Below are 17260 nucleotides of genomic sequence, written 5' to 3'. Positions count from 1 at the left end.
CAAATGAATAAAAGGAAATAAAACGAAAATTGTGATCGTGCAAGAGTATGGTTTTATTATCTTGTTGATATATAAGATTTAAATTTGGAATCGTAGCGTATGGTGTTTGTTACTTCGAAAGGAAAAGAAAGGCCTTGCGGTGTTTAAGCGAAGGCCAATAGCATACATAGTGAAAGGTCTAGAGTGGGAACGTGCGGCCCTGGATCCAGATTTGTTGTAAATGCAGAGCGCTATCAAGGGCAATAATGCTGGCACGCTTGCCCGTTTTTAAAGATCCTAGCTGGTGATCAATACCTAACAAGCGAGCAGGATGCAGTGAAGCCATATGGATAGCATCTTCTGGCGTACTTCCGGTGAATTCGACCATATTGCGAACGGCCGCATCAACGGACAGCGTACTGCCGGCCAGACCGCCAGAAGCGGTCCGTACGATACCGCCGCGCATATCTACCGTTTCGCCACACAGCGTATAGCGCCCATCGGGCATACCGGCGGCCTGCATTGCATCGGTGATTAGCACTATCCGATCTTTTGCACAGTTGCAGCACAGCGTCATGGCTGCCGGGTGGACGTGGTGTCCGTCGGCAATAAGCTCCAGCCATGCGCGCGGATCGGTTAACCCCGCGCCGACCATACCGGGTTCCCGATGATGCAGCCCTGTCATGCCGTTGTAGCAGTGCACTAACCCATTTGCACCGGCGTCAAAGGCGGCTCGGGTTTGTTCCCAGGTTGCAGCACTATGACCCAGCATCACCCTGACATCCTGTTGCCTGAGGTGCCGAATAGCCTGCAATGAGCCTGGTTTCTCTGGTGCCAGCGCCACCACGCGCAAAGTTTGCCGGGAAATTGCAATTAGCTCATCCAGCTCGTTAAGTTCCAGCTCCCGAAATAACTCAGGCGGGTGCGCGCCTTTATTCTGTGGCGTGAAATACGGTCCCTCCAGATAGCTGCCCAGCACTTGCGCACCGGGGCCACCTGAATGATAGCGATGGGCAATTCGTTGCAGTGCCCCGTGAATATCCTGCAATGGGGCGGTGACGGTAGTGGGCAGCCAGCTGGCTACCCCTTCACGTGCTTTGTGCATCGCCAGCTTGTCGAGTGAGTCTGCCGCTTCATCCATAACATCGACGCCACCCCCTCCGTGGACATGGGTGTCGATGTAAGCAGGGCACAGCAGGTCGGCATCACGCCCCATCACGCCAGAGGGGATAGGCTCAATCGTCGTGATAGTGCCTTCTTCTATACGTAATTGATGATCGTCCAACCAGCCCTGTTCAGTCAGCAGACGTCTGGCGCGCAGCAGTTGTGTCATATCCCTTCCTCAACGGGGTGTTCCTCGCGACACCGTCCCAGCTCATCGACCAGGCTGGTCAGGCCGCGATGCCCGCACTCCAGTGCTTGTAGACGAAATTCTTCGCTGCTCAAGCCTTCACGCTCCAGCACCATCTCCAGCAGAAGCTGCAGATTGGTACCGGTGATCACTTCACTTCCTTGTTTTTGCATCGCCAGGGTAGACGCGACACGAAACGGAGTGCCACCCAGCAGGTCAGTCAGAAAAATGATATTTTCCTTAGCGTCCAGTTCACTCACCGCTTGTTCAAGTTGCGAAGTGAGCAAGGCGGTGGTTGAGGTTTCTGGAAAGTCGATGGCGATAAACTGAGACTGTTCCCCCAGAATCTGTTTCATCGCCTTTTCCATTCCGCTGGCAAACCCGCCATGACCCGTCAAAATAATACCTAACATCTACAGCCCCTTGTATTTACAGGAAATGACAGAATTTTCCGACTACGCCGAGCACCACAGTAATGGCGATAAGACGCAGAGGACTCCAGCCACGACGAACCAACCAGAACATGGTTAATGTGTAGACCAGTGGCAGGAAAGCCGGCATCAGTTTGTCAATAACATCCGTCTGCAGTTTTACCACCGCATCACCTGCGGTAATTTCCAACGTGGTGTTAAGGCGAACGTAAGTTGCAACCAGGGCGCCAATCACCGTCATCCCAACGATGGATGCCGCATGCCCAACCTTCTTGGTATTGGCCTTAATCAGTGGGATGGCCGCGACGCCCATCCGATACGCGTAGTGTGCCAGGCCAAAACGCAAACCAAGATGGACAACGTTGAACATAACAATAAACACGACTGCGCCAAGAATAGACCCCTGTAGCGCCAGGCTGGCTCCGATCCCTCCGCAAATGGGCAGCAGCGTTAACCAGAACATCGCATCCCCGATGCCCCCGAGCGGTGCGCCTACGGCAATCTTGGTACTTTGAATACTGTTCACGTCCTGCTTGGAGCGTTCCATCGCGAGGATGATGCCAATAACAAACGTCACCAGAAACGGATGGGTATTAAAGAACCCCATATGGCCTTTCATTGAACGCGCAAGATCGCGTTTATTGGTGTGAATCTTTTTCAGTGCGGGCAACAGACCGTACAGCCATCCTGATGCCTGCATACGTTCGTAGTTAAAAGATGCCTGTAGCAGCATGGAACGCCAGGCTACGCGGTTGATGTCTTTTTTTGTCAGCTCCGCCCCAATGTTCTGATCTTCATAGATGTTTTCATTGGTGCCGGTAAGCAGCGTATCTTCGGTATCGGAAACGTTCGGCAGAGCCGTTTGGTTAGATTCCATCTTCGAATTCCTCTTTTTGTGCTACCGGGGCTGTAGGTTCAGGTGATTTACGCAGAAAATCGATCAGCGCCATTGCCAGTGCGGCGGCGGCGATAGCCAGTACCGGGAGCTTGAGCCAGGCAGCGGCAACAAAACCCAGAATAAAATAGGGGATGTAGACGTTCTTCATCATGATTTTCAGCAGTACGGCAAAACCGATTGCTGGCATGATGCCGCCGGCGACGCCGAGGCCGTCAATCAGGCGTGTGGGTAGCACATCAATGGCGGTTTTGGCATGTTCCGCGCCAAAGTAAATCGGCAGGAAGGCGCATAAGAAGTAGAACGTCCCCAATGCCAGTAATGCCAGATAGTTCACCCGCTCAATTCCGGCTGTATCGGCATTCGCTGCCATCCGATCGCAGCGAGCCATAACACCCGACATCACGGAGAACAGGAAGGTAATCCCCATTTGAACCGCTACGGCGAATGGCACAGCCACACCAACGGCAACCTCTGGTTTTACGCCGGTCGTAATAGCAAATGTTGTTCCGACAATGGTCCCGATGATGACGTTTGGTGGCTGAGCACCCGCCAGTGGGGCCAGGCCCATCCACACCAGTTCCAGCGTACCACCGGTTAAAATACCGGTATGCAGATCGCCCAGTATCAGCCCGACCAGCGGTCCAAGAACCACTGGGCGGTGCATATGCGTTAACCCGTTGAACATATCCAGGCCTGCGATAAAGGCGAGAATACCCAACGCAAAAGCCTGCAACAGACTAATTTCCATTGTGAATTCCTCAGAGAAGTTTAAAGAGGTCCTGGGCGGGTTCGGTTGGTACGCCCTGAACGAAGCATTCCACGTCGGCGGCTTTCAGCCCGTTAAATGCCGTAATATCGTTCGCGTCTACAGAAACGGTTTTAGCGATTTGCTGCTTGCCGTTGGCGTAGTGCATATTGCCAACGTTGATGCGGCTAACCGGAACGCCGCCTTCAACCAGCCGTAAGAAGTCTGCGGGGGTTCTGCAGACCAGCAGAATTTTCTGACGATCGGCAGCACGGTGGATATTGTCGATCACTTTTTGCAGTGACCAGAAGCGCACGGCAATCCCTTCCGCGAGCACCATTTCCATCAGGTTTTGCTGAACCTGATCTTCAGCGACCTCATCATTGGCAACCAGAACCAGATTTGCCCCCGCAAATCCGACCCACTGCACACCGACCTGACCGTGAATTAAACGTTCGTCAATGCGACTTAATACAATGTTTGGCATAGTGTTTTTCTCTTTCTTTTTATGCGTTATGGGATGATGCGCCCTGGCAGGCACGGTGGTATTGCTGCAGTATGTCCTGAATATGGTTAATGATGAGTTCTCGTGGTGTGGCGTTGAGATCTCCCTCGCGCACTTTTACGTACTGCAACGGTAAATATTGGCTGATGAGCGGCAGCGGAATTGGCTCGTCTGCCAGGTTGCGTACCAGTCGGTCGAAGGCGTCATCAATCTGGCTGTCTGGCCAATAGTAACGAACCCGATCGGAGTAACTGTAACCTCGTGCCAGTCGACGTGCGTTGCCATCTCCGTGGTAATGGCTCTGCCAATATTCCGGGCGATCGAGCATCACGCTTTCCAGAACATGGCGTAGACCTGAGCAGGCCTTTGCTGGCAGTAATTCTTCTTCAATAGCGGCCAGTGAGAACAACGCTTCACGCAGGGCGAAGGTCAGGGCTGGGCCAACTTTCAGGATCGCAAAGTGATCTTTGACCAACTGGCGCAGTGACTGTGGTGTTTGATAATCGGTGGAATGCGCTTCAAAGACCAATGTGTCGTAGGCTTCTACCATCTTGCTTAAAGCAACGGCTTTTTGCGGCTGATAATCAATAATATGTGTGTGGTCAAATTCAACGCCGGGTTGCACCACCAGCGCGATAATGCGTGGCCAGATGGCGTCCAGACCCTGTTTTTCAAACGCATGATGATGAGCTTCCAGCGTGGCACGTGCCGCGTCAGGTGTAGTAACTTCCAGCTCCGTTAACGTTTCGTGGGCACCGCCGGGAACCGGAACCTCCGTGCCGATCACGTAAACCAGATCGGACTCGCCAAAATGTGCCTTACAGGTTTCTTCGGCAACCTTCGCCAGGCGTGCCGCGCGTTCAGCGACGATGGCATCCGTTAATGGAACAGGATCGCCCTGGCAGGACATGCTGCAATCCAGGTGGATTTTTTTAAATCCTGCAGCCACGTAGCTTTTAATGAGGTCGTCAGCATTGGCCATTGCCTGCTCTGCGGGTAGGTTTTGCCAACGGTTTGGTCCGAGATGGTCCCCACCCAGAATTAGCATTTCCTGAGGAAAGTCAAAAGATTCTGCCAAGCGACAGACAAAACTGCGAAAATCGGCTGGCGTCATACCGGTATAGCCGCCAAACTGGTCAACCTGATTGGACGTTGCTTCTATCAGCAACGGTGTATGGTTTGCATGGGCGTAGCGTATTGCTGATTCCAGTACCAATGGATGCGCGGAACAAACGGCATAAATCCCGTTTGCTTTCCCCCGTTTATGCTGCTCCACCATTTTAGTTAGATGTTTCACTTTCCTCTCCAGGTCAGATTGCTGCGACATCAATCTTTCGTTTTGTTTCATTTGATACTGATCCAAGTTGCCATAAAAATAAAACGAAAGATTCTTGTTTTCCGATCTGTTTCACAAAAGAAACATAATGAAAGGTTTCAGCGGCGATTCTATCGCTATCTGAGCCGGTTGTAGTGCTTGCAATCCGGTAAAAGAAAGGCGTTAATAGGCAAAACGAAATGAAACGAAAGAATTAACTAAAGGATCTCTTATGAGCAATACCGATTCTGCAAGTAAGCGGGTAACAGGTACCAGCGAGCGGCGCGAGCAGATTATCCAGCGGTTGCGACAGCAAGGAAGCGTGCAGGTGAACGATCTTTCTGTTTTATTTGGCGTCTCTACGGTGACGATCCGCAACGATCTGGCGTTTCTGGAAAAGCAGGGTATTGCCGTTCGTGCCTATGGTGGGGCGCTGATCTGTGACAGCAATACGCCGGGCGTGGAGCCTTCTGTTGAAGATAAGAGCTCGCTGAATACGGCGGTTAAACGCAGTATCGCCAAGGCTGCCGCTGAAATGATCAAACCAGGGCATCGCGTGATCCTGGATTCCGGCACTACGACCTATGAAATTGCCCGTCTGATGCGCCAGCATACCGATGTGATTGCGATGACCAATGGGATGAATGTCGCCAGTGCCTTGTTGGAAGCTGAAGGTGTCGAGCTGCTGATGACCGGTGGACATCTGCGTCGTCAGTCGCTGTCTTTTTATGGTGATCAGGCCGAGCAGTCTCTGCAGAATTACCACTTCGACATGCTGTTTCTTGGTGTTGATGCTATTGATTTAGAACGCGGTGTGAGTACGCACAATGAAGACGAAGCCCGGCTTAACCGTCGGATGTGCGAAGTGGCTGAGCGGATTATCGTGGTGACTGATTCCAGCAAATTCAATCGCTCCAGCCTGCATAAAATCATTGATACACAACGTATTCATACCATCATTGTGGATGAAGGTATTCCAGCGGAATGTCTACAAGAATTACACCGTAGCGGCGTCGAAGTGATCATTGTTCAGTGATGGCAGGGACAAATTCAGCAGTAGTGATGCCTATTCAGTTACAGACACAGGGCTGCTAATCGTTGAAATGCCGGATAGCAGCGCTAAAGCGCCTTATCCGGCCTACGGGACAGGGCGCTTATAGGCCGGAAAAATGCTCAGCCAGAGAAAATCAGGTCACCGGTGCCGGGTTAAACACCGCCAGCTGGTTGTGCAGTCCCCACTGATCCGAGAAGGTTTTCTTACGTCCGCTCGCCACGTCGAGAATGAACTCGAACAGCTTCAGACCGACATCTTCAATGGTTTCCTCACCGGTAGCGATGGTTCCGGCATTGATATCCATCAGATCAAACCAACGGTTGGCCAGTTCGGTGCGTGTTGCCATTTTAATCACTGGAACTGCCATCAGACCGTACGGTGTACCGCGACCGGTGGTGAACACCTGCACGGTGATCCCGGACGCGACCTGCTGCGTGCCGCATACAAAGTCGCTGGCAGGCGTTGCTGCGTAAATCAGGCCGCGTTTGGTCGGACGCTGGCCCGGCGATAACACTTCCACAATGGCGCTCTTACCCGATTTGGCAATGGAGCCCAGCGCTTTTTCAACCACGTTAGCCAGACCGCCTTTCTTGTTGCCCGGAGAGGGGTTAGCGCTGCGGTCGGTTTGTCCCAAATCCAGGTAGTTATCGTACCAGGCCATCTCTTCGAGCAGGCGCTTGCCCACTTCTTCATTGATGGCGCGCGGCGTTAACAGGTGGATGGCGTCACGCACTTCAGTCACTTCCGAAAACATCACGGTGGCACCGCAGCGCACCAACAGATCGGACGCGTAGCCCACTGCCGGGTTAGCGGTGACGCCAGAAAACGCATCGCTGCCGCCGCACTGCATGCCGACCACCAGTTCAGAGGCCGGGCAGGTTTCTCGCTGACGCTGGTTGAGTTTTACCAGATGGCGCTCGGCAACCTGCAAAATGTCTTCAACCATCGATTTGAAGCCTACGTGTTTTTCATCCTGCAGGCTGACAATGCTGGCGCTGTCTACCGGGATGCTTTTCACATCGTGCGTGCCTTCTAACAGGCGTTCCGGCTGGAGTTTTTCGCAGCCGAGTCCGATAACCATCACTTCGCCACCGAAGTTGGGGTTCAGGGCAATGTTATGGATGGTACGAATCGGCACGATAGCGGCCGGTGCATTGATGGCTACACCGCAACCGTACAGATGGTTCAGCCCCACCACGCCGTCAACGTTCGGGTATTTGGGCAGCAGATCGCGCTCAATGATTTTCACCACATAATCCACCACGCCCGCTACGCAGTGTACGCTGGTGGAGATGCCGAGCAGGTTCTTGGTGCCCACGCTGCCGTCGGCATTACGGTAGCCTTCGAAGGTGTAGCCTTCAAGAGGAGGAAGCGGCTCCGGCACTTTGGTTGCCAGCGGCAGCGTCTCCAGCGGCGGGGCTTTGGGCAGCTCAACCATTGACTCATCAATCCAACTACCGCGTGCGATGTCGCGAACGGCGTAACCGATCACTTCGCCATAGCGCACGATTTCGCCGTGAACAGCAATATCCGTTAGCGCCACTTTATGACCCTGGGGAATATGTTCAATCAGCGCCAGTCCGTCCGGGAAACGTGTCCCGGCTTTCAGACCATTGTCATTGACAATAATCGCCACATTATCAGTGTCGTGTACTTTAATATAAAACGCCGTGGGCGATTCTTGTCTAATTTCGATGTCGGCCATTGTCCAGTATTCTCCAGCCAGGTGGTGATAATAGATATATATCGAATCTAATTATAAGTAATAAAGACTCAGTGTCGTGGAATAAGAATGTCAGGAGTTTTAATTTAAGAATGTGAGCGAGATCACTTAAACTTAGAAACGCCGCGCCACCAAGGGTATCAATACGTAAATGTGTGCATCAGCGCCCATGGTTATGTGTATATGCACAAAATAATATTTTAATATTATGCTTTTAATGAGCGTTTGCACAATGATTAACAACGCTGCGCTGATTATACTGAATCACGGTTTAATAGCGACTGATAAATAAAAGCGTATTTTATCTTACGGTAATTTATCAGCGTAAACATCCTTCAAAATAATAATAAAAATCTTTTTGTACCTGAGGTAAATAGAATGATACTGGATACGGTTGTAGAGAAAAAGAAAGGTACGCACACCCGATATTTAATACTGCTGATAATATTTATTGTCACTGCCGTAAACTATGCAGACCGCGCGACGTTGTCTATTGCCGGTACTGAAGTGGCCAAAGAGTTGCAGCTCAGCGCCATATCAATGGGTTACATTTTCTCCGCCTTCGGCTGGGCCTATTTGCTGATGCAAATTCCCGGCGGCTGGCTGCTCGACAAGTTTGGTTCGAAGAAAGTCTATACCTACAGTCTTTTCTTCTGGTCGCTGTTTACCTTCCTGCAGGGTTTTGTCGATATGTTCCCGCTGGCCTGGGCGGGGATCTCCATGTTTATCATGCGGTTTATGCTGGGCTTCTCGGAAGCGCCTTCCTTCCCGGCTAACGCCCGTATTGTTGCGGCTTGGTTCCCGACCAAAGAGCGTGGCACGGCCTCTGCGATTTTTAACTCCGCGCAGTATTTCTCACTGGCGCTGTTTTCACCGTTGCTGGGCTGGCTGACCTTCGCCTGGGGCTGGGAACACGTCTTTACCGTGATGGGCGTGATTGGCTTTGTGCTGACCGGACTGTGGGTAAAACTGATCCATAACCCTACCGATCACCCACGGATGTCGCAGGAAGAGCTGAAGTTTATCTCGGATAACGGCGCGGTAGTGGATATGGACCACAAGAAGCCGGGTGGTGCTGCGGCGAGCGGTCCGAAACTGCATTACATCAAGCAACTGCTGACAAACCGCATGATGCTGGGGGTGTTCTTTGGACAGTATTTTATCAACACCATCACCTGGTTCTTCCTGACCTGGTTCCCTATCTACCTGGTGCAGGAAAAAGGTATGTCGATCCTGAAAGTCGGCCTGGTCGCGTCTATTCCGGCACTGTGTGGATTTGCTGGTGGTGTACTGGGCGGCGTGTTCTCGGATTACCTGATTAAACGCGGCGCCAGCATCACCCTGGCGCGTAAGCTGCCGATCGTGCTCGGAATGCTGCTCGCCTCAACCATTATCCTGTGCAATTACACGGATAATACCACCTTCGTAGTGGCGCTGATGGCGCTGGCGTTCTTCGGTAAAGGTTTTGGCGCGCTGGGTTGGCCGGTGATTTCCGATACCGCCCCGAAAGAGATTGTGGGTCTGTGCGGTGGCGTGTTTAACGTATTTGGTAACGTGGCTTCTATCGTAACCCCGCTGGTGATTGGTTACCTGGTGAGCGAGCTGCACTCATTTAATGCTGCGCTGGTATTTGTAGGGTGCTCGGCGCTGATGGCGATGGTTTGCTACCTGTTTATTGTCGGTGACATTAAACGTATGGAATTGCAGAAATAAACAAAGGTATAGGCGATGAATAACACGATTTTCCCAAACAAATTTAAAGCGGCACTTGCGGCGCATCAGGTTCAGATTGGCTGCTGGTCCGCGCTGGCAAGCCCGATCAGTACCGAAGTATTAGGCCTGGCCGGTTTTGACTGGCTGGTGCTGGACGGTGAACATGCGCCAAACGATATCTCGACGTTTATCCCACAGCTGATGGCGCTGAAAGGCAGTTCCAGCGCGCCGGTTGTACGTGTGCCGACCAACGAGCCGGTGATCATCAAGCGTCTGCTGGATATTGGTTTCTATAACTTCCTGATTCCGTTTGTTGAGACCGAAGAAGATGCGGTGAACGCCGTGGCATCTACCCGCTATCCGCCGGAAGGTATTCGCGGCGTATCGGTTTCTCACCGCGCCAATATGTTTGGCACCGTGCCGGACTACTTCGCACAGTCAAATAAAAACATCACCATCATCGTGCAGATCGAAAGTCAGCAGGGTGTTGATAACGTGGATGCGATTGCCGCAACCAAAGGCGTGGACGGTATTTTCGTCGGCCCAAGCGACCTGGCCGCCGCGTTAGGCCACTTGGGCAATGCCTCCCATCCGGAAGTGCAAAAGGCGATTCAGCACATCTTTGCGGTCGCGAAAAAGCACGGTAAGCCAAGCGGCATTCTGGCACCGGTTGATGCAGATGCCCGTCGCTATCTGGACTGGGGCGCGACGTTTGTTGCCGTCGGTAGCGATCTCGGCGTGTTCCGTTCAGCGACGCAAAAACTGGCTGATTCTTTTAAGAAATAACCACCATCGACAGTATAGAGAGATAAAGACATGACAATGAAAGTAGGTTTTATTGGCCTCGGTATTATGGGTAAACCAATGAGTAAAAACCTCCTCAAGGCAGGTTACTCGCTGGTGGTTGCTGACCGTAACCCAGAAGCGATTGCGGAAGTCATCGCCGCAGGTGCAGAAACCGCTACCACGGCGAAAGCCATTGCTGAACAGTGCGATGTGATTATCACCATGCTGCCGAATTCTCCACACGTAAAAGAAGTGGCGTTGGGCGAAGGCGGTATCATCGAAGGCGCGAAGCCGGGCACCGTTCTGATCGACATGAGTTCAATCGCCCCGTTAGCCAGTCGTGAAATCAGCGATGCGCTGAAAGCGAAAGGCGTGGATATGCTGGATGCACCGGTGAGTGGCGGCGAACCGAAGGCAATTGATGGCACGTTGTCGGTGATGGTTGGTGGTGATAAAGCGATTTTCGACAAGTACTACGACCTGCTGAAAGCGATGGCGGGTTCTGTGGTGCATACCGGCGACATTGGCGCGGGTAACGTCACTAAGCTGGCAAACCAGGTGATCGTGGCGCTGAATATTGCGGCGATGTCTGAAGCGCTGACCCTGGCGACCAAAGCGGGTGTGAACCCGGATCTGGTGTATCAGGCTATTCGCGGCGGACTGGCGGGCAGCACCGTGCTGGATGCCAAAGCGCCGATGGTGATGGACCGTAACTTTAAACCGGGTTTCCGTATTGACCTGCACATCAAAGATCTGGCGAATGCGCTGGATACCTCACACGGCGTGGGTGCACAGCTGCCGCTGACTGCAGCGGTAATGGAAATGATGCAGGCGCTGCGCGCTGATGGGCTGGGAACGGCTGACCACAGTGCGTTGGCATGCTACTACGAAAAACTGGCGAAAGTGGAAGTCACTCGCTAACAAGAAGGGCGCGACTGCGCGCCCTGTAATTCTTGCCTCGCGCGGCACTGTCAGGCTACATAACTATGAAAATCGTAATTGCCCCAGACTCTTATAAAGAAAGCCTTTCTGCCACCGAGGTAGCGCAGGCGATAGAAAAAGGATTTCGGGAAATTTTTCCCGATGCGCACTATGTTTCTGTTCCGGTCGCCGATGGCGGCGAAGGGACCGTTGAAGCGATGATTGCCGCCACGCAGGGAACGGAACATTTTGCGTGGGTAACGGGACCGTTGGGCGAAAAAGTGAATGCCAGCTGGGGCATGTCCGGAGGCGGTAACACCGCGTTTATCGAAATGGCGGCAGCCAGTGGGCTGGCGTTGGTCCCTCCAGAAAAACGAAACCCCTTAGTCACCACGTCGCGTGGTACCGGGGAGTTGATTCTCAAGGCGCTGGAAAGCGGCGCGCAAAATATCATTATTGGTATTGGCGGCAGTGCGACCAACGACGGTGGTGCGGGTATGGTACAGGCGCTGGGGGCAAAACTCTGTGACGCCAACGGTACTGACATTGGCTATGGCGGCGGTTGCCTGAATAGCCTGAATACCATTGATATCTTGGGTCTGGATCCGCGCTTAAAAACCTGTTCGATTCGTGTTGCCTGTGATGTGACGAATCCATTGACCGGCGAAAACGGTGCATCCCGCATTTTTGGTCCGCAGAAGGGCGCGACTGAAGAACGCATTATCGAGCTGGATCGTAATTTGTCTCACTTTGCCGACATCATAAAAAAATCGTTGCGCGTTGATGTGAAAAATGTGCCCGGAGCCGGAGCCGCTGGCGGTATGGGGGCGGCATTAATGGCATTTTTAGGTGCAGAACTGCGTAGCGGGATAGAGATTGTGACCCAGGCGTTGAATCTGGAAGAGCATATTCACGACTGTACGCTGGTGGTTACCGGTGAAGGACGCCTCGACAGCCAGAGTATTCACGGCAAAGTGCCTGTCGGCGTGGCAAGTGTGGCGAAGAAATACCACAAGCCGGTGATCGGTATTGCGGGCAGCCTGACACGCGATGTGGGCGTGGTGCATCAATATGGTATCGATGCCGTGTTTAGCGTATTGACCAGCATAGGTACGCTGGAAGAGGCCTTCCGGGGAGCATTTGATAATATTTATCGGTCATCCAGAAACATCGCCGCTACGTTGGCGATAGGAATGCGCAGTGCGGGGTGACATTGGCCCGCAAACCCTCTATACTTCGCGCCGAAGCTGACCAGACAGTCGCCGCTTCGTCGTCGTCCTCTTCGGGGGAGACGGGCGGAGGGGAGGAAAGTCCGGGCTCCATAGGGCAGGGTGCCAGGTAACGCCTGGGGGGGAAACCCACGACCAGTGCAACAGAGAGCAAACCGCCGATGGCCCACGCAAGTGGGATCAGGTAAGGGTGAAAGGGTGCGGTAAGAGCGCACCGCGCGGCTGGTAACAGTCCGTGGCACGGTAAACTCCACCCGGAGCAAGGCCAAATAGGGGTTCACAAGGTACGGCCCGTACTGAACCCGGGTAGGCTGCTTGAGCCAGTGAGCGATTGCTGGCCTAGATGAATGACTGTCCACGACAGAACCCGGCTTATCGGTCAGCTTCAACTCATTCAAAAACAATACGTTGGTGTGTCTCAGGCCTTAATAGGTGAAAATGTGACACAGACTGTGATACAGACGAGGCACACCAACGGCTGTTCCATCCCGAATATCCTAAAGCGTGGCAACCGTTACAGCCTTCATTTTAGACTGCCTTCAGGCGGTTTCTTTCGTGTGTCGCTGGGCTGCGATTCAGCCAGTAGAGCAAGATTTATATCTTCCCGTCTCTCGATGTTCATTTCTTTTGTAAAATCGTCCAAGATGGAGCCAGCCCAACTATTGGATATAGTGCAGAAAATGAAGAAGTTAGAACAAGACGATATTGATCGTTATTTGCTTAAAATTCAGGCAGATTTTTACGCCGCAGCAAAAAAAATTCCCGCAACTGTACGTAACACCCTGCGAGAATCCGGTTCATTGGCTCGTGAAAAACGTAATGCGCGTGATTTTGGATTACTACTTGATGGAACCTTTAAACAAGATGTTGAACCGCTGTCGACAGATTCAGTCATAGAGCAACTTGGTAGCCAGTTTGATCTTACGGGCATGGCGGATGAAGTCGATTATTTGGCCTCAGAGTACGACCTTCTCTTGAGACATTACTGCGATGCACATATAGCCTTTATGGATCAACGACATTCTGATTATCGCCAGATCGTTAACTCTATGCGACCTGACAATTATAACGTTTCCATCTCAGAGGATAAGCCTGAAAAACCATTGCGCTCTAAACTGACCCTATCTGAGGCATGGAAAGGTTTTGTAAATTTTAGGTCGGGCTGGACCCCTAAAATTCGGCAGGGGAATGAAAAATACTATGAAGTGATAGAGGCAGTTTTGGGAGCTGATACTCAAGTTTCTGACATTACTCGGCGCGATATTAAAAACCTGCTTGAGGTAGTTGAAGGTTTACCTCGTCAGAATAAGAGGCCTTATAACCGAATGACTATTGAGCAATGTTTGGACTTGGATGAAGTTCCAGAAGCAGACCTGGTTTCACCCAAAACGGTCAAAGATTATCTGAAGTTGTGTCAGGGACTGTTTTCAACCTACCTGACTAAAGAAGAGGATATTCTTGAATCATCACCGACACTTAATGTTCCGTACCAAGCTAAAAGCCTCAGCTATGGTTATTACACCGGAGCAGAAATGCGAAAATTGGTATGTCACTTCGCGACTTTGGATGGTTGGAAAAAATGGGTTTTTTTGCTACTGGCGTATACTGGCGCTCGGCGCTCTGAAATCGCAAAACTGAATGTTTCTGATGTGCGGTTGGACGAGGACAGTCAGAGACATTACATAATGATTGGGGATAGTAAAACTGAGGCAGGGATTCGGCAGGTTCCTATCTCACAACGTTTGATCAATATGGGTTTTTTGGATTATTTGGATAGCAAAAAGGCAGATACTAATTTGTTCCCCGAAATCACTAATACAAGTCAGGTAACGCGGCTTTTTCATGCGATACGTGAACAATTGGGTATTGATTATCTTGATGATTATAAAAATAGACGTATTGTGCATAGCTTACGTCACACTTTCGTAACTGAAATTCAGGCAAAGCACACCCTCACACTTGTTCAGCAAACGATAGGTCACGAACATTCAAACCAAGGACAAACCAAGGTTTACACGGGCAAGATGAAAGTTTCGGATTTGCTTCCAGTCGTTGATAGTGTTGACTGGTTTTAGTGATAGTCATTCTAATTCAATGGGTTTGCTGAGTCGTAGCTAAGCGTTTATCGACAGGGAAGCACAATGTCGGAGTATCGCAAAAACGGAAAAATTGCAGAAGCAAACCTGAAAAATACCGCAGATTAAAATATTCTTTGCACTGCTATTTGTTTTGAGTTATTGTTATTTTGGGTTTCTATATTCCGTGTAAACTTTCTTCGAAAAAATTTCATCCATCTTTTTTGCCGTCAGGCTTTGCTTGATGGGGTTTGCACTACCTGTACCCGCTTCGTTTTACGGTGGTCAGATGGTAATAACTTATACGTGTGTGCGTGTACGCGAGGGTTGTTTATATAACTAACTTGGGGGGTATTGTGTCAGAAGAAGGATGTGCTCAGTCAATGCTCACACAGGCTACGCCTTACACAACCAAAGGTCATGCACACGGGCGTTACAGGGTAATCGATGGTGATGTTTTCATTCGTCATGGTTACTCCTACCCGATCAACACCACCGACCAATCTGGTGTTCGCCTTGATATCCTTACCCCTATAGCAGAACAGCTTGATGCAATACTGTCCATCTACAGCCGGGTTTACTTCTCTCGCTTCGATTTACGCTTACCTGAGAATACCCCAATAGACACAGGCAACAGGTGGGTAAGCGACCTGTTTAAAAAACTACGTGAACGCCTGAGGGCTAAATTAAACAGGCCTGAGGGATTGGCAGAACCGATCCTCAACTTTGCTTATGGCTGGGTACGGGAGCAAGAGAAAGCAAAACAGGTGCATTACCATTGCTGGATTGCCCTCCCGCATCGACAGGTCAGACGCCTTGGGACACCCACAAGTGGCATTGCCGGAAGCATTGTTGAAATCTGGATGGGTCTGACGGGCGGTAAAGCAGCGCTGGTGGAGCTGCCAAAGGCAACGGAAAGATATCCGAATTATTACATTATCGAAAGAAATAAGCCGAAAACGCTCGAGGGGCCTTTTCTGTGGGTATCGTATCTGGCGAAAGAGCGTGGAAAGTATCAGACCGGAAATGGGGATCGGGTCCACTCAACATCAAAATTGAGCAATAAAAACCATAATTGCTAAATCCTTAGTGTAACGCTCTCTACGGCCTTCAAATTAGGAAGTAGTACCTACGCATTACCCATACTACAAAAAACGCTCACGATAGCGCTCATTGCGTTTAACAATGCCTTCTCTCATATACTACGGCTTAACTTTTAAATATAGCACTCCATCACTATCTTTTCCAGGTGGATTTAAGCTGGTGTGCGGCTCCGCTGGAGTTACTGTCGCCAGAATATTTCGAATTAATTGACCCGAAAATAGCCATAATTAAGCCTCAAACGTTGGCAGGGCAGCATCTGAATCTGAGTGAAGACAGGTTAAATCTTACGCCTCTTTGATGTTCCAGTTTCGTTTGATAGTCGGGAGACTTAAATTCAATGCTAACGCCGCTTTGGACTGACTCAGCCCCTTAGCTCTGGCTTCCTGTACACGCTGAAGGGTATCTGCCGCAACCGGACGGCCTAACTTCTTCCCTTCCTTCCTGGCTCTTACTAATCCTTCTTTTGTGCGTTCAATAATGCGGGATTTTTCGAACTCCGCAAACGCTGAAAACATTTGTAGCATCAGCTTCCCTTCCGCGCTGGAAAGGTTACGCACAGGCAGATCCAGCGACACTACATCTATCTCTTTTTCTACCAACATCGCTATAGTTTGCTGCACATCGATGTTGTCACGACCTAAGCGATCTAGCTTCAGCACCACTAGTCGATCCCCAGCTTCCAGCTTATGAGTAACCATATCGGCAAAGCCTTTACGCTTCATTGCCTGTACGCCACCGGATACCGTCTCCGAGACAACACGATTCTCAGGCACTTCATAACCAGCCTGACGAATCGCCATAATCTGGTTTTCTGTTGACTGTTCGCTGGTAGACACACGGCAATATGCAAATGTACGGCTCATAATCGCTCTCCTGATTGGTGTCAAAAACGGTATCATAATCAACTAATGGTATCATAATGTCAATGTGCTAATTTAATGATACTAATTTAGGGTAGGGTTTACTGGTGTCATAAAACGTTAGATTGTTGATACCAGCTAGGTCAATGTCATTGACCTGTATGATATTTGTAAAAGATCGAGAGTTGCCTTTGGAAGCTAACGGAACATGCTTGACCGATCAGACAATCATTTAGCAATTTTTTGTGAAGAGACGAGATAAGACATACCTGATGAAAATTCTATCGTATTGGGTATATGACGAACAGCGGAACTTTGTGTATTAAATATAGTTAAAACAATAATTTAATATTAACAAAAAAAATATAAAGTTTAGGTCAAAGTTGTCGATAACTTGAATGACACAGGTAAGCTTGGCTTATACACCCAAAAGGAAAATTTTATGGCACAAGTCATCAATACTAACAGCCTGTCGCTGTTGACTCAAAATAACCTGAACAAATCACAGTCTTCTCTGAGTTCGGCTATCGAGCGTCTGTCTTCCGGACTGCGTATCAACAGCGCGAAAGAC

At 50.6% G+C, this 17260-nt stretch carries 15 protein-coding genes, 1 other RNA gene and 1 pseudogene; 9 read left to right on the top strand and 8 right to left on the bottom strand.

Annotated elements, in window-relative coordinates; translation table 11 throughout:
• Positions 1-178: 178 nt before the first annotated feature.
• The 6 genes from nagA to kbaZ are packed head-to-tail and all read right to left on the bottom strand — an operon-like array spanning position 179 to position 5236.
• Positions 179-1312, bottom strand: coding sequence for an N-acetylglucosamine-6-phosphate deacetylase (gene nagA / locus FDW95_RS12075; RefSeq protein ID WP_115257412.1), 1134 nt, complete (start codon positions 1310-1312; stop codon positions 179-181).
• Positions 1309-1743: a PTS galactosamine/N-acetylgalactosamine transporter subunit IIA gene (gene agaF, locus FDW95_RS12070; RefSeq protein ID WP_115257413.1), complete on the bottom strand. Its 435-nt coding sequence runs from the start codon at positions 1741-1743 to the stop codon at positions 1309-1311. Before agaF ends, nagA begins: the two co-directional genes overlap by 4 nt.
• Before the next feature lie 16 nt (positions 1744-1759).
• On the bottom strand, positions 1760-2638 hold the full coding sequence (gene agaE / locus FDW95_RS12065) for a PTS N-acetylgalactosamine transporter subunit IID (RefSeq protein ID WP_115257414.1): 879 nt from the start codon (positions 2636-2638) through the stop codon (positions 1760-1762).
• Complete coding sequence (gene agaW, locus FDW95_RS12060) at positions 2628-3407, bottom strand: PTS N-acetylgalactosamine transporter subunit IIC (protein ID WP_115257415.1); 780 nt, start codon at positions 3405-3407, stop codon at positions 2628-2630. Before agaW ends, agaE begins: the two co-directional genes overlap by 11 nt.
• Before the next feature lie 10 nt (positions 3408-3417).
• Positions 3418-3891, bottom strand: a complete 474-nt coding sequence (agaV, locus tag FDW95_RS12055; RefSeq protein ID WP_115257416.1) for a PTS N-acetylgalactosamine transporter subunit IIB — start codon at positions 3889-3891, stop codon at positions 3418-3420.
• A 19-nt stretch (positions 3892-3910) separates the two neighbouring features.
• A complete protein-coding gene (kbaZ, locus tag FDW95_RS12050) occupies positions 3911-5236 on the bottom strand; it encodes a tagatose-bisphosphate aldolase subunit KbaZ (protein ID WP_115257417.1) in 1326 nt (441 codons plus the stop codon).
• A gap of 220 nt (positions 5237-5456) precedes the next feature.
• On the opposite strand from kbaZ, the gene FDW95_RS12045 reads away from it, so the two are divergent.
• Positions 5457-6260 (top strand): DeoR family transcriptional regulator, encoded by an 804-nt coding sequence (locus FDW95_RS12045; RefSeq protein WP_115257418.1) that lies wholly within the window; start codon positions 5457-5459, stop codon positions 6258-6260.
• A 151-nt stretch (positions 6261-6411) separates the two neighbouring features.
• On the opposite strand, the gene garD is transcribed toward FDW95_RS12045, so the two are convergent.
• Positions 6412-7983, bottom strand: coding sequence for a galactarate dehydratase (garD, locus tag FDW95_RS12040; protein WP_096755557.1), 1572 nt, complete (start codon positions 7981-7983; stop codon positions 6412-6414).
• Positions 7984-8379: 396 nt separating this feature from the next.
• On the opposite strand from garD, the gene garP reads away from it, so the two are divergent.
• The 7 genes from garP to FDW95_RS12005 all read left to right on the top strand — a co-directional run bounded on the left by garP (position 8380) and on the right by FDW95_RS12005 (position 15807).
• A complete protein-coding gene (gene garP / locus FDW95_RS12035; protein ID WP_096755558.1) occupies positions 8380-9714 on the top strand; it encodes a galactarate/glucarate/glycerate transporter GarP in 1335 nt (444 codons plus the stop codon).
• Between the two features lie 15 nt (positions 9715-9729).
• Complete coding sequence (gene garL, locus FDW95_RS12030) at positions 9730-10500, top strand: 2-dehydro-3-deoxyglucarate aldolase (protein ID WP_115257419.1); 771 nt, start codon at positions 9730-9732, stop codon at positions 10498-10500.
• 30 nt (positions 10501-10530) lie between these two features.
• Positions 10531-11421 carry a 2-hydroxy-3-oxopropionate reductase gene (gene garR / locus FDW95_RS12025; protein WP_096755560.1) on the top strand — a complete coding sequence of 297 codons (891 nt, stop codon included), beginning with the start codon at positions 10531-10533 and terminating at the stop codon, positions 11419-11421.
• 65 nt (positions 11422-11486) lie between these two features.
• Complete coding sequence (gene garK / locus FDW95_RS12020; RefSeq protein WP_137363512.1) at positions 11487-12632, top strand: glycerate 2-kinase; 1146 nt, start codon at positions 11487-11489, stop codon at positions 12630-12632.
• A gap of 32 nt (positions 12633-12664) precedes the next feature.
• Positions 12665-13041: RNase P RNA component class A (rnpB, locus tag FDW95_RS12015), an RNA gene on the top strand.
• A 289-nt stretch (positions 13042-13330) separates the two neighbouring features.
• The gene (locus tag FDW95_RS12010; protein WP_233592723.1) at positions 13331-14725 is read left to right on the top strand and encodes a tyrosine-type recombinase/integrase; all 1395 of its coding nucleotides are present in this window, start codon (positions 13331-13333) and stop codon (positions 14723-14725) included.
• 383 nt (positions 14726-15108) lie between these two features.
• Positions 15109-15807: an inovirus-type Gp2 protein gene (locus FDW95_RS12005; RefSeq protein WP_053263614.1), complete on the top strand. Its 699-nt coding sequence runs from the start codon at positions 15109-15111 to the stop codon at positions 15805-15807.
• Positions 15808-16113: 306 nt separating this feature from the next.
• Here FDW95_RS12005 and FDW95_RS12000 read toward each other — a convergent pair whose 3' ends face one another.
• Positions 16114-16692, bottom strand: coding sequence for a recombinase family protein (locus tag FDW95_RS12000; protein WP_053263615.1), 579 nt, complete (start codon positions 16690-16692; stop codon positions 16114-16116).
• A gap of 439 nt (positions 16693-17131) precedes the next feature.
• Between FDW95_RS12000 and FDW95_RS11995 the strand changes: the two are divergent.
• Positions 17132-17260, top strand: a pseudogene (locus FDW95_RS11995) (flagellin FliC); the annotation flags it as partial.

Source organism: Citrobacter sp. wls718 (assembly GCF_005280945.1).
Classification (GTDB): domain Bacteria; phylum Pseudomonadota; class Gammaproteobacteria; order Enterobacterales; family Enterobacteriaceae; genus Citrobacter; species Citrobacter gillenii.
The sequence above is the reverse complement of the archived record's forward strand: the minus strand, read 5'-3'. Positions and strand labels throughout refer to the sequence as shown.